The sequence below is a fragment of the Chelatococcus sp. YT9 genome, from assembly GCF_018398315.1.
GTDB lineage: Bacteria > Pseudomonadota > Alphaproteobacteria > Rhizobiales > Beijerinckiaceae > Chelatococcus.
In genome coordinates this window covers 946,339-959,964 of the sequence record NZ_JAHBRW010000001.1, presented here as the reverse complement: position 1 = coordinate 959,964, position 13,626 = coordinate 946,339, and the positions used below count along the sequence as shown (strand labels likewise).

The window sequence follows — 13,626 nt, the reverse complement described above, 5'->3', positions numbered from 1 at the left end:
GAATGATCTGGCGGGGCCGATCTCGGCGACATGCTTGGCGTGATGTCGGATCTGCCAACGCGGACGAGAGCACGTCTGCGCACCCGCACGATAAAGGATGAATTCGCGCATTGGCATGAGGGCGCTCAACCATTTTCAGTCCGACGTCCAGCCGTGCGGCTGGCTACGGCTTGTTGCTTCGCCACCATGCGGTGTCGGGCGCTCCGCTCGCGCGGCGGCCGTCTTGACGAAATCCACAAAGGCCCGCAGCGGCGCGGGTACGAGACGTCGGCCTGGGTAGTAGAGAAATGGCCCGGGGAAACTTTGCCACCAAGGTTCGAGGACAGGCTCAAGGGCACCGCTTTCGAGGTGGGGGCGCAGCCAGTCCTCGAACAGCCCGACAATACCGGCCCCGGCCAATGCTGAATGGACAGCGAGATCCGATCCGCCGCCGGCCTGCACGATTAGCGGCCCGGAGGGATCGACACGGACGATTTCGCCGTCGCGCTCGAACTCCCAAGCGGGCATTGCCCCACTGGGGAAGCGATGGCGCAGGCAGGCATGGGCGAGCAGGTCGCGTGGATGCTCAGGCCGACCGTGACGATCAAGATAGGCGGGGGATGCCGCCGTGGCGTAGCGCTGGATGCGTGGCCCGATCGGGACCGCGACCATATCCTGCTCCAGCCGCTCCTCATACCGTATCCCGGCGTCGCAGCCCGCCGCCAACGTATCGATGAAGCTCTCTTCGGTGATCACCTCCAGCCGGATCTCGGGATAAGCGGCGATGAAGGCAGGTACGATGCGCGGCAATACCAGCCGCGCTGCACTGACCGGCACATTGAGCTTGAGCGTTCCTGCCGGTCTGTCGCGGAAATCATTCACCACGCCAAGCGCGATATCCACCTCTTGCAGCGCAGGGCCGAGCCGTTCCAAAAGGCGCCTGCCAGCCTCGGTGGGCACAACGCTGCGCGTGGTGCGGTGAAACAGCCGTACGCCGAGCTGGGCTTCGAGGCGTCTGACAGCTTCGCTCAAGGCTGAGGCGCTGGCACCACTCTGGCGCGCGCCATCGCGAAAGCCCTTCGTGCGTGCCACGACGACGAAAGCATTCAGGTCTCCGAGATCAATCATTGTCCGCCAATCCGCACAGCCTGTGCGGATTGTACCGGGTTATCGGCCCCGCGAGCAGGTCCTATTTGCCGCATGGAGATAGGGAGAAGACCATGACGATCAGCACTCAATCCGATACCTTTACCCTTGGTCATCGCCGGGTGAAACGACTCGGTTACGGGGCCATGCAACTCGCCGGGCCCGGCGTATTCGGTCCGCCGAAGGATCGTGACGCCGCATTGGCCGTGTTGCGCGAAGCTATAGCGAGCGGCGTCAATCATATCGACACGAGCGACTTCTACGGTCCGCATGTTACCAACCAGCTTATCCGCGAAGCGCTTCATCCTTATCCTGATGATCTCGTGATCGTCACAAAGATCGGGGCGAGGCGGGGTGAGGACGCATCCTGGCTGCCTGCATTCTCTCCCCAGGAGCTGACGAACGCTGTCCATGACAACCTGCGCAATCTTGGGCTCGACGTGCTGGAGGTCGTCAATCTTCGGATCATGTTCGACACGCATGGCCCAGCCGAAGGGTCGATTGAGGCGCCGCTTGCCGCTCTGGCCGAGCTTCAACGGCAGGGTCTGGTTCGCCACATCGGGTTGAGCAATGTCACAGCCACGCAGATTGCTGAGGGCCGCAAGATCTGCGAGATCGTCTGTGTTCAAAACCATTACAACCTGGTCCATCGGGCCGACGACATGCTGATCGATGCTCTGGCCCAGGATGGCATCGCCTATGTGCCGTTCTTTCCGCTCGGCGGCTTCACACCACTGCAGTCGTCCAAGTTGTCCGATGTCGCGCAGCGTCTCGGTATCACGCCCATGCAGGCCGCGCTCGCCTGGCTGCTCCAACGCGCGCCCAATGTTCTTCTGATCCCGGGAACGTCCTCCATTGCACATCTGCGGGACAACCTTGCCGCAGCCGCGCTTGATCTGCCTCATGACGCGCTTGCGGATCTCGATCGCGTTGCTTGAAGGAGCCGCCGTGGGTTGCCAGGGAAGGCGGTCGTGGAAGTAAATTCCGAGCATCCATGTCGAGAGCATTTGCGGGACCCGTGGTCACGAGAATGCTCTAAGCCAGCGCTCGGTACGATTGAAAATTGGGCCGAAATGATACGGAAGGTTTCGCAGGTCTACCCTCCGTTTGGCGCGTTCAGTTCAGCCCAAGTTTCCCGCGCAAGGTGGAAAGGTCCTCAGCGAGTGTGTTGACGGCGCCGGCTAACACCTTGCGATCATCCTCGGTGAGCTTGTCATAAGACTGATAGCCCTCGCCACTTTTGTAGTTGGCGAGTGTCGTGCCAACGACACCGAAGTTATCAGCGACTTTCCTGACAAAATCCGGATCGTTCTTTTCGATCAGCGGACGCACAAGGACGAAGATCTTTTCAGATCCATCAAAGTTCCCTTTGAAGTCCCAGAGATCGGTATGACTGTAACGATCTTCCTCACCGGAAATCTTGGTGGCCGCCACCTCTTCCATGAGGGCGGCGGCTCCTCCTACCACCTTCTCGGGGGGGAGTGTCATGTCCGTGATCCGCTGGCTCAGCGCCGTAACGTCCGCCATCAGCTTGTCGGCGATGGGGGCAAGGCCTTCCGCGGAATTTTGTTCCCAAAGGCCGTATTCGAGGCGGTGAAAGCCCGGAAATTCCGGGTTTTTCTCACCGTTCTCATAGTCGTCGGCGCGCGAATCGATGGCGGCATCAAGGTCGCTAAACAGTTCCGCGATGGGCTCTATCGCCTCATAGCTCATCCGGGTCGGCGCGAATAGGCTTTTGGCCTTGTCGACGTTGCCCGCCTTGATCGCGTCGGTGAATATCCTTGTATCCGCAACAAGCTTTTGTAGCTTCTCGGATATGTAGATCTTGTATTCGGCAATCGGCTCCACAAGCTCGAGCGACACATTTTGCTGTGCAAAGGCAGTTCCGCCGAGCGATGCCGTCAATACTGCGGCAGCGAGGAGAGTATTCAATCTCATCTTGCTTTCCCTTGTCTTCACGTCGGGGATGATTGGCCTGCACGCGCGGCTTCGATAAGCGTCCGGCCCAGGTAGTCTCCCGGCGCTCTCGCGCCGGGTAGGACATAGAAATAGCCACCACCGATAGGCTTGAGATACTCCTCGAGGGGCTCGCCGTTCAGGCGGCGCTGCACAGCGATGAAGCCTGCCTCGAGGTCGGCCTGATAGCAGATGAACAGAAGACCCTGTTCCAGCTGCCCCGATTTCGTCACGCCGTTCGAATAGTTGAAAGGGCGCCGCAAGATCAGATTGTCTTCCGACCCAGGGGTTCGCGGATTGGCGAGGCGGATGTGAGCGTCGAGTGCTGTCACCGTACCGTCCGCATCACCCTCGTAGTCCGGCACGTCGAATTCCGTGGCCCCGTTGAATGGTGCTCCGCTGGCCTTGCGGCGGCCCATGATACGCTCTTGCTCACCGAGAGGGGTCCGGTCCCATCGCTCGACAAAGTTGCGGATGATGCGGATGGCCTGGTAGGTGCCGCCCTCCGCCCACGCGGGCTCGCCCCTATATCCATCCACCCACAGGATGCGTCGCATCAATGCGTCATCATTGGCGTCGGGGTTGGCAGAACCATCGCGAAAGCCGAGGAAATTGCGTGCGCTCTCGACACGGCCATCGGCGCGGGGCGGGATGACGGGGACGCTCCCTTCCTGCTTCCAGCGCAACACGAGCTTGTCCGACATGGTTTTCATGATGTCGCGCAGCGCATGAATAGTGGTGTCCGGCCGGTTAGCGCAGAATTGCAGGGCAAGATCGCCGTGGCAGATCGAAGCGTCCAGCGCGTCATTGGGGAACTTTGTCATGCGCTGGAGATGCCGCGGTTTCAGGACTTTCAGCCCCTCAAGAATGGCGAAAAACGACGCGCCGACTGAGACTGTCGCCGTCAGGTTGTCCGGTCGAACGATCGGTCCCAGAATACCCGAGTCCGGGGGCGGAAACTTTGGGTCGACATCCGGCGGCCGGCCGCCCTGGGTGAGGAAAGCGAGGCGCTCGGTCAATGTCCGGAAGAGACTTTCCAAGTCGTCCACAGTCTTCGCGATCACGTCGAAGGAGGCGATCATACCGGCCGCCGGCCGCGGCGTGACGATGCCTTGCTGAACCTCCCCATAGAACGGCCAGCGGCCATCCGTTGACGTATCGCCCACGGGCGCGTCCGTGACGTGACGCTGGGCCGGGGTAGTCTTGTTATCGGCATAGACAGTCTGCGTCGTCAGCGCGCCGCCTGCCGTGGCTCCCATGCCAAGTAGGAAGCGCCGGCGTTCACCGTTCTGCGGGGAAAAGCTGTCGTCTTGTCCGGCCATGACGCTATCCTGGTGTCAGGCGGTTGGAGACCTTGTCGAGTGTGTCGGCAAGGGCGCGGAAGGCATCGGCGATTGTCTTGCGGCTCGGCCCATTCACCTTGTCGTAGGCGAGATAGTGGTTGTCTATTCTGTGGGCATCGAGGCTCAGGCGCGCCGCCTCGAGTTGCGCGTCGAGTTCGTGCGCGAGCTCGACGGAGCTATCAGGAATGAGCGGGCGCACCAACCCCGCCATCTTTGTGATGCCGGTCAGGCTTGCGTCGAGGTCGGCGAGGTCGTTATGCGCATAGGCGTTCTCGCCGCTCTCGATCTTTCCATCGGCAAGGCGTCGTGAGAGGCGAGCGGCACCGCCCGGCACATCGTCCGGCAGCAGTTTCACGGAGCGCAGCCGGGCTTTCAGCTCGTTCACATCGGTCAGCAGCTTCTCGGCGACGGGAATGAGCGGGGCCGTCTCGTTTTCGACGAACAATCCGTACTCGAGCCGGTGATATCCGGTGAAATTGCTGTCCCCTTCGCGGTCTGCCAAGTAATCGGCAACGGGGTCGATAGCGGCCTGCAGGTCAGCCCACCGCATCGCGGTCGCCTCCGCTTGGCGGTATGGCGCCCGCGCTGATGCGTAAAGCGCGCGGGCCCCGTCAAGATCGCCCGCCTTAATGGCCGTAACGAGCTTTTCCGTAGCCTTTACGAGACTTGCCCCCTGCAAGGCGAGAAACACCTTGTACTCGGACAACGGGCCGATGAAGGCCTTCAGCTCCGGCCCTATCTTGGCCGCTGCCTGCGACGCGGCGTTGGGTGTGACGGTGAGTTTGCCACGTGGGTTTGAGAGAAGTCCGCACGTGATCTCGTATTGGCCTGGCTTCAGATTGGCAGCCAAAGTCTGCCTCAAGCCGGGGACGATGTTTTCCCGCTCCTCGAGAACCATGATGCCTTCCAGGATCTCCCATTCGACCGGACGGTCCGAGGCATTGTGGATTTCGAAGGTGTGGCGGCCGGCGGGGAGTGTAAGCTCATTCGGACTGCAGGCTCTCGCTCCAACCTCCACCTTGACGAGGTCGGAGGCGCTGCCGCCTTGCCGTTTTCCAGTTGCGTAGAAAAAGATGCCGCCGCTCCCGAGAGCGAGCAAGGCCGCCCCGGCAATCGCCAGAGACGTAAGGCGCGACGAAACGAGGCTTGGTTTGGGTTCCACGCTCATGGCCCAGGCTCCTCAGCCGGCCGCGCAAGGGTGCTTGGCAGCGACGCACGGCTCTCCCGCAGGAAGAAGAAAAGGCTCACGACGAGAAAGGCGACATAGACGAAGACTTCACCCACGGCGGGCGCTTCCTGATAGCTGAACAACCCGGATAGCACGGTCCCGGTCACGCTGGAGACGGGCAGGATCTCGCTAAGGTCATAGGCGCGGGCTTGCAAGAGATTCCACAGCCCAGCTTCATGCAGATTGCGCAAAGCGCTCGACAGGATGCCGGCCGCGACGACGAGGATGAAAATCCCCGTCCAGGTAAAGAACCGACGCATATTGATCTGCATGCCACCGATATAAACCAGATAGCCGATGGCGGCCGCGCATAGGAGGCCGGCGAGGGCGCCGAGCGGAGCAAGGGGTGTCGGGCTCTGCTGGAAGATCGCGAGCAGGAAGAATACGGATTCGAGGCCCTCGCGCATCACAGCAAAGAAGACCATGCCGACCAGAGGCCATCCGGTGCCCGGGCCCGACTGGAGAGCGCCGTCGACCGCACGCTGGAGTTCGGACTTCATGGAACGCGCCGCCTTGCGCATCCAGAAGACCATCGAAACGAGCACGCCCACGGCAAGGAGCCCGACAAGGGCTTCGAAGAGCTCTTGAGCTTTCTGCGGAAACTCCGCACTGGCGAACTGGAGCACTGCGCCAGCGAGAAATGAAGCTGCGATGGCCAGCAAAATGCCGATCCAGACAGCCGGCATCCACGCGGAACGGCCGGTTTGCCGGAGATAACTCGCGATGATGCCTACGATCAGAGCTGCCTCGATGCCCTCGCGCAGCATGACGAGAAACGGAGCAAGCGTTTTGGACCCCCTTACCCGCAAGACGGGCGCAGATCTTTGAAAACGATCTACGTATAGCGCTGTCGCGCACATAAAGGCAAACGCTTACGGAAGTCCTAATTTTTTAATTCGTCTAATAAAAACATAGATCGAAAAGTATAGCGAGCCGATTGCGGTGTTTGACTACACGCACGCGGCCGTGCTTGGCGCTGCAACGCAACCGAGCGAGAAACGATATTGCTGAGGTGCCGGTGATCCATAACGGACATCCGGGCATGCTACATCCGGGTTAGATCATCGGGGCGGACATGCGGCCATGACGTGCGGCTCATCATATAGCCGTGCTTGTATTATAATGAAGCGATGCGCGCCGTTGTTCGTTAGATTAATACAATAAGACATCTGACAATTTTTCTCGTGTGCGCGTGATATAATTTATATAATTATGGTGGTTAAATACTTCTAATTATTTCATGGAATTCGCGCTATTCGAGTATCTTAGGCCTGCCGATGCGTCGTGTAGCTGCGCTTGGCGGGTCTAGCCACGCGGCATGGGTGAGTCGGACGACTTCAAGGTGCCCTTGGTTGTGACCGCGCTCGTTCCGGTGGTGGATGCGCGACGCTTTCCGAGCGCGCCTTTAATCGACGCGGCTCAAGCCGATCTCACGCACTCGCGGGATGAACTCGTCCCTGTGGCCGATTTGCGGCGATGATGCGCCTGATCGCCGCGTTTAGTGCGTCAAGCCGCTGTGAAATGGAATGCCATCAGTTGAATCGTAGTTGTTCGATGCGCCGGAAGCTACTGCTATATTTACATATAACACTCCTGTTGGTACCAAATTCTGGGCAGTTGCGATTCGCGTAAGGTCTCGCGAAGGTGCGCTTTGGGGGGGATTGAGATGAGCGTGACCATGCGGGTCGGCGGCGTGCACGTGTGCGCGGGTCAAACAACCAAATATTCGATAGCCGGAAGGGGTGGTCGTCGCCTGAACTACCTGGCGGGCATCAGCGCATCGGCAATCATACTCGCTGCCGGCCCGGCTCTGTCGCAAACTGTTACGATCGATAGTTCGTCTGTGCCCATCAAGCGTGTAGAGACTGGCAAGAAGGGCAGTGACGCCCACACAACAGGAATGTGGTGGTGGGAAGAAACCCATCCGGCGACTGCGGGAGCGGTTGGGCTTACCCTGGACTATCGGAATAACGTCATCGTCAACACCACGGAGAAGCAGCGCAGCATCGAGATCGGCTCTGTCGGAGGACAAGGCGGTGCGGGCCTGAAACGGGACATGGAGGCCGCGGCGGGCGGCGCAGGTGGTTCGGTGACCTTCGTCCAGGCTGCCTCGGCAAAACAGACCGGTGATCTCGACAAGGATCCTACGCCGTTAAGCTTGTCGTCTCTCCTTGGGGTTTATTCGCAAGGTGGACGCGGGGGCGCGGGCAATCTTGCCATCTTTGAAGGTCACTACGAATTGTTCGCCTCCGCGGGCGCCGGGGGCGCTGGTGGTGATGTGACCGTCACGCATCTCTCGAGCATCGAGACGTTCTCGCGCTATCTCGGCGGGATCACCGTTTCATCGAAAGGCGGCGCGGGGGGCGAAAACGGCATTGTGGCTGAAGGCGGCGCACAGTCCCCCGATGCCGGCCAGGGTGGCGCAAGTGGTCGCGCGCAGCTGACGATCGACAAGGCTGCCTCGGTGACGACGCATGGCACCGGCGCCGCTGCTGTTGTGGTTGAATCGATCGCGGGTAACGGGTCCAGTGCCGACCGGGGAAGCGATACGGCCGGAGGCCATGCCGGCAATGTGACACGTGTCGACAAAAAACCGTCCATCGTTTTGTCGAGCGCGGGTAGCGTCAAGACGTTCGGCGACTACGCACCGGCTTTCCTCTTGCAGAGTGTCGGTGGGGAAGGCGGCAAGGGGGGCATCACTGCTGTCGGCGGGCGCGGCACTGAAGGTGGCGCAGGTGGCGCCGGCGGCGACATCGAGGCCACGACCTCGGGGTCCATCGAGACGGCCGGCAAGTACGCGTATGGTCTTGTCGCGCAGTCCGTCGGTGGAACGGGCGGAGCCGGTGGGAGCGGGGTCGTCTATGGCGGCACCGGTGGCAACGCGGGCAACGCGGGTCGCGTGACGCTCACAAATTCTGGCACCATTCTCACCAAAGGTGAGGGCAGCGCCGGCATGGTCGCTCAGAGTGTGGGCGGTGGCAACGCGGTCCAGGCCTTTCAGTCCAACCTCGTCAAGCCTCCTGGAGGCGGCGGCGGTGCGGGTGGCGGCTCGATGTTCCTGGTCTTCTCTTCGGGGGGAACCGGCGGCACCGGTGGCAACGGCGATACCGTTACGGTCACGAACTCCAATCGCATCGAAACCCAAGGCAAGGACGCGCTCGGTATATTCGCCCAGAGCGTGGGTGGCGGCGGGGGCGGCGGTGGCGACGCCTCAGCCTTCGGCCTGCTTTTCACCAAGGCATTGGGCGGCTCGGCCGGGGGCGGCGGAGACGGGCGAGCTGTCACCGTCAATAACATCGCAAGTGCCTCGAACGCGGGTTCCGAGTTGGGACGGGGCATTCTCACTCACGGTGAGGGGTCTTCAGGCATCGTCGCTCAATCGATCGGCGGGGGCGGCGGCAAAGGCGGTTCGGCGGAAGCGCGTTCAATCGGCGCACAAGCGGCTGTTGCTATTGCCCTGGGCGCGAGCGGCGGCGCCGGTGGCTCGGGGGACACGGTCCAAATCACGAACGGGACCTCCATCGAAACGAAACGCAACAACGCGCATGGCATCCAGGCGATGAGTATCGGTGGTGGCGGCGGTATTGCCGGCGCCTCCCTGGCGGAAGCGGTCTCGCTGGGCGTCATCAAGCAACTGCCCAGCGTTGCCGTCGCCGTTGCTCTCGGTGCGACCGGGGGCAAAGGCGGGAACGGCCGCGATGTCACTGTCAACAATGCTGGGCAGATCCTTACCAGCGGCAGTGATTCCTTTGCCATCTCTGCTCTGAGCATCGGAGGCGGCGGGGGCCAGGGCGGCTTCGCTGACGCCGCGGCATCGACGCTGGGCGGACCCAGCATCGCGAGTGTGAATATAGCCGTCGGAATAGGCGGCAGCGGTGGAGCGGGCGGTTCTGGGGGAACCGTCAGGGTGACCAACAATGCGACGTTGAAGACGACGGGCGATCAGGCGACAGCGATACTGGCCGGAAGCATCGGCGGTGGCGGCGGCGCTGGCGGCGGGGCCGACATCGCCGGCTATCCCCTTGGTACCGGCAAGGCTGCCGCGGTCGATGTGGCGCTCGGTGGGAGCGGCGGCACCGGCAACACCGGCGGCACAGTTAATCTCACCAACAGCCGAACCATCGAGACTGGGGGCTTTGCGGCCAATGGCATGCATGCTTTCAGCATCGGGGGTGGTGGCGGCGTCGGTGGTGCGGGCGTCTCGAAATCATCGACGCGTCTGCCTGGGAATGCCGGCAGTATTCCAGCTTCCTACGGCACGAGCCTCGCGGCAACCGTCGCCGTCGGCGGCAAGGGCGGAACCGGCGGTGTTGGCGGTGCGGTCGACTTGACGAATAGCGGTACGATCGAGACCTTCGGAGCCGATGCGCGCGGGATCCTGGCCCAATCCATCGGTGGAGGCGGTGGTTTGGCAGCCTCCGGCCATGCCAGTACGCACACCAAGATTCAAGGATCATTCGCCATTGGGGGGAATGGGGGAAGCGGCAACAACGGCGGACTCGTCACCATCACCAACAGGTCCGGCGCGGAGATCAAGACGCATGGTGATGGCGCGTTCGGTGTCCAGGCACAGTCGATCGGTGGTGGTGGTGGCAGCGGGGGGACAGGTTCGGCCGGACCGGAAGATGATTTCACCGCGACTCTGATCAAGGAGGCAAAGGCAGCAGGCTTCAGAACCACATTGCTGACGTTGCTCCCCAATTTTGCCAAACGCTGGAAAATCTCACACAGCGTGCCAATCAGCGTTTCCTATGGGCAAAGCGTCGGTGGCAAGGGCGGCGCGGGCGGCAATGGCTCCACAGTCACGCTGAACAACGCCGGAAACATAACAACCACGGGAACCGGAGCGGCGGGACTGTTTGCCCAATCGATCGGCGGGGGCGGCGGCAATGGCGGCGCCTCAACGACGCCCGGCGCCAAACTGGTCAACGTAAAGGTCAGCCTCGGCGGGAGTGGCGGGGCTGGCGGGGATGGCGGCTCCACAACCGTCACCAATTCCGGAGAAATCCAGACTGGCGGCGTCTCTGGTTTCGGGGTTCTTGCGCAAAGTGTCGGTGGCGGTGGTGGTCTGGGCGTGGCGGGTATCGACGAGGGTGGTTCGCCTTTCGATCCCATCACGCTGACGGCCGGAGGGACGGGTGGCGCCCATGGCGCCGGCCAGCGTGTGATCGTCGACAACACCGGCTCGATCACGACCGCAAAAGCCGAGGCCCATGGTGTCGTCGCCCAATCGATCGGCGGCGGCGGCGGGCTGATCCTTCTCAATCGTCGCGACGTCAACGCCGCGGCCGATCTGAAAGGCGTTTTCAACAGCGGCGAGAAAGCGTTCCTCAAGCGGTACAATATCGACGTCGACGCGGCCATTGCCGATGCCGAGGCCGCACGGCGCCAGACCCCCACTCAGGCGCAGGCCTACAAGCTCGAGCTTGGAGGCAGCGACGTCAAAGGCAATGGCGGAGCCGTAACGGTCAAGTCCTCTGGAGCAATTGTCACATCTGGCGAGAATGCGTTTGGCATCCTCGCCCAGTCGATCGGCGGCGGGGGCGGCCTCGTCAGTGGAGGTTATGCCACCACAAGCACGGTCAGCACGACGGGCAGGCTTGGCGGCGTCGCCGGCGCGCAGGGCAGCGGCGATCAGGTTTCGGTTGAACTCGGTGCGGCGAGCCGGATTGCGACAACCGGGACGGGTGCTACCGCGATCGTGGCGCAATCTATCGGTGGGGGTGGCGGCTATAGCGGTGCCCTCTCCACAGGCACAGTCAGCTACACGAACTTTATCAACAGCCAGAGTGGCGCTTTGGGCCGTGGTGGAACAGTTCGCGTCGAAATGGCAGGGGCTGCCAGCAGAACGCAGATTACCACAACGGGCGCTAACGCGCACGGAATTGTCACCCAGAGCCTTGGCGGCGGCGGGGGATTGCTCGCGAGTACGCAAGGCATTGTCTTGCCGTCGTTGGCTCCGAGCGGCGATGTGAGGGCCAAGGGTGAGCAGACGGGCGGCGCGGTTACGATTGATCTGCGTGGCAGCATCGACACGGCAGGCGTTGGCTCGGTCGGCATTTTTGCCCAAAGCGGAATGCAGTCGCCCTCCGGGGCTGTGTACGACGGCAGCTCAACGGGACAGATCGCCATCACGTTCGACGGCACGATCAACGGCGGTTCGGGCTCCGGTGCAGCCATCAAATTGGACGGCGGGCAGGCCAATACACTTACCTTCACAAAGGGCGCAGTAATCACTGCCCGTTCTGACCAGGCGATCGTCTCGACGCACGGCCAGGAAATCATAGAAAACAGCGGTACCGTCATTGGCGACGTGGTGCTGACGCAGGGTACGCGCGAGATCAATACCTTCAACAACTATGCTGACGGCATTTATCGCAGCGCCGGACGTGGGATTATCGACCTCGGCGCGTCAGGCACCTTCAACAACTACGGCAGTTTCGACGTTGGTGGCCGCAATTCTATAGGTGTCGCCACATTCAAAGGCGACTTCTCGCAAACGAACACCGGCCGCTTGCAAGTCGATGTGAGCAGCAATCGGCCCGCCGGGCAATCGCGCAGTGATATTCTGCGCGTCGATGGCGCCGTCACGCTCGGCGGGACGATCGAGCCGTATGTTGTCGGCGGGCTGCAGCCGGAGACTTTCCGGGTCGCGACATCGACCGGCTCGCTGGCAGTTTTGCCGGACCTCAAAGTTGAGGCAAATCCGGCCAGCCCTATTCGGTGGGAGCCGAATTCTGCGGGCAAGGCGGTCGATATAACGCCGGAGGGCGTCTTCAAGGCACCAGATGGGGTTGAGTTGACGCCAACCGAGAATTCGGCTCTGTCCTATCTCCAGCGGATCTGGGATGGCGGCGCGATTTCGGATGGCAACGCCATCACGTTTGGCAATCTCGCCAATGTCACCTCCGTAGCCGATTATCATGAAGCAATCGACAGTGTCTCCCCGGACGAGTCCGCGAGCGTCGCCGCGACGCAGACGCTGGGCGCCGGCGTATCCATGAACATGGCGATGAGCTGTCCCGTGTTTGCCGGCACGGGCACCCTTCTCCAGGAAACGAGCTGTGCCTGGGCGCGGGTGACGGGGACGTGGACGCGGCAATCCTCATCCCACGATGTCACCGGCTTCAACCAGCGCGCGGCGACCTACAGGCTCGGCGCGCAGCACGAGTTCCTGAAAGATTGGTTCCTCGGTGGCACGATCGGCTATACCCATTCCAACCTTTCTGACAGCCACGGCTTCTCACGCACATCGGGCGATGCGCTTGATGTCTCGCTTGCTCTCAAGCATCAGATTGGCCCATGGCTTCTTGCGGCATCCGGGCATCTCGGATGGGGGCGCTATGACACGGACCGCGTCCTGAATATCGGTCCTTCGCTCGCGGCATCAGGTGGTACATCAACCGTTTGGACGGCGGCGGGGCGGTTGCGGGCCAGCTACGAGATTACCGGGGGGAACTGGTATCTCAAGCCCTATGCAGATCTGGACCTCATGTACACATCGATGCCGGGCTACAGCGAGACCGGTACCGGGCTGACGCACTTGCGTTTCGCCTCAGCTGAACAGTGGAACGTCGCTTTCACACCGGCTGTCGAAATCGGAGGTCGCGTTGATTTGAGCCCGACCATGTGGTTGCGCCCCTATGCGTCGGTTGGGGTCAGCTTCCTGGCCAAGGACAGCATGCGCGTTGGCGTCGGCTTTACGGATTCTCTGGTTCCGGTGCAGGACTTCGTGACGGAAGTGGCAATGCCAGGGCGTCTCGTGAATCTCACGGCCGGCGCCCAGCTCTTCAGTGGTGAGGGGTACGACCTGCGCGCTGAATATAAGGCGGGTATCGGCGACAAGTATCTTTCCCAGGAGGTCAGCGCCCGCTTGTCGATACCCTTCTGAGCAGCCGTTTGCGGATCGGTGCAACTGACCCGGTGACATGTGCGCGAACGCGCTTTCCTCTGGCAAGAGAACCAGCTAGTTCA

General features: G+C 61.8%; 7 protein-coding genes. 2 read left to right on the top strand and 5 right to left on the bottom strand.

Translation table 11 applies throughout. The features are described 5' to 3' along the window. Positions 1-135 precede the first annotated feature (135 nt). Positions 136-1,107 carry a LysR family transcriptional regulator gene (locus KIO76_RS04380; RefSeq protein WP_213321645.1) on the bottom strand — a complete coding sequence of 324 codons (972 nt, stop codon included), beginning with the start codon at positions 1,105-1,107 and terminating at the stop codon, positions 136-138. A gap of 92 nt (positions 1,108-1,199) precedes the next feature. Here KIO76_RS04380 and KIO76_RS04375 point away from each other — a divergent pair, with 92 nt between their 5' ends. Further along, on the top strand, positions 1,200-2,063 hold the full coding sequence (locus KIO76_RS04375; protein WP_213321644.1) for an aldo/keto reductase family oxidoreductase: 864 nt from the start codon (positions 1,200-1,202) through the stop codon (positions 2,061-2,063). Between the two features lie 178 nt (positions 2,064-2,241). Here the strand turns inward: KIO76_RS04375 and efeO (KIO76_RS04370) are convergent, their stop codons facing one another. Genes efeO (KIO76_RS04370) through efeU form a run of 4 tightly spaced genes read right to left on the bottom strand, consistent with a single transcriptional unit; the run spans position 2,242 to position 6,461 of the window. After that, positions 2,242-3,063, bottom strand: coding sequence for an iron uptake system protein EfeO (gene efeO, locus KIO76_RS04370; protein ID WP_213325010.1), 822 nt, complete (start codon positions 3,061-3,063; stop codon positions 2,242-2,244). A gap of 17 nt (positions 3,064-3,080) precedes the next feature. Further along, the gene (gene efeB, locus KIO76_RS04365; RefSeq protein WP_213321643.1) at positions 3,081-4,403 is read right to left on the bottom strand and encodes an iron uptake transporter deferrochelatase/peroxidase subunit; all 1,323 of its coding nucleotides are present in this window, start codon (positions 4,401-4,403) and stop codon (positions 3,081-3,083) included. A gap of 4 nt (positions 4,404-4,407) precedes the next feature. Further along, positions 4,408-5,592: an iron uptake system protein EfeO gene (gene efeO, locus KIO76_RS04360; RefSeq protein WP_213321642.1), complete on the bottom strand. Its 1,185-nt coding sequence runs from the start codon at positions 5,590-5,592 to the stop codon at positions 4,408-4,410. Then, positions 5,589-6,461: an iron uptake transporter permease EfeU gene (efeU, locus tag KIO76_RS04355; protein WP_283771409.1), complete on the bottom strand. Its 873-nt coding sequence runs from the start codon at positions 6,459-6,461 to the stop codon at positions 5,589-5,591. Before efeU ends, efeO (KIO76_RS04360) begins: the two co-directional genes overlap by 4 nt. 857 nt (positions 6,462-7,318) lie before the next feature. Here efeU and KIO76_RS04350 point away from each other — a divergent pair. Next, the gene (locus KIO76_RS04350; RefSeq protein ID WP_213321640.1) at positions 7,319-13,543 is read left to right on the top strand and encodes an autotransporter outer membrane beta-barrel domain-containing protein; all 6,225 of its coding nucleotides are present in this window, start codon (positions 7,319-7,321) and stop codon (positions 13,541-13,543) included. The last annotated feature ends 83 nt before the right edge of the window (positions 13,544-13,626 follow it).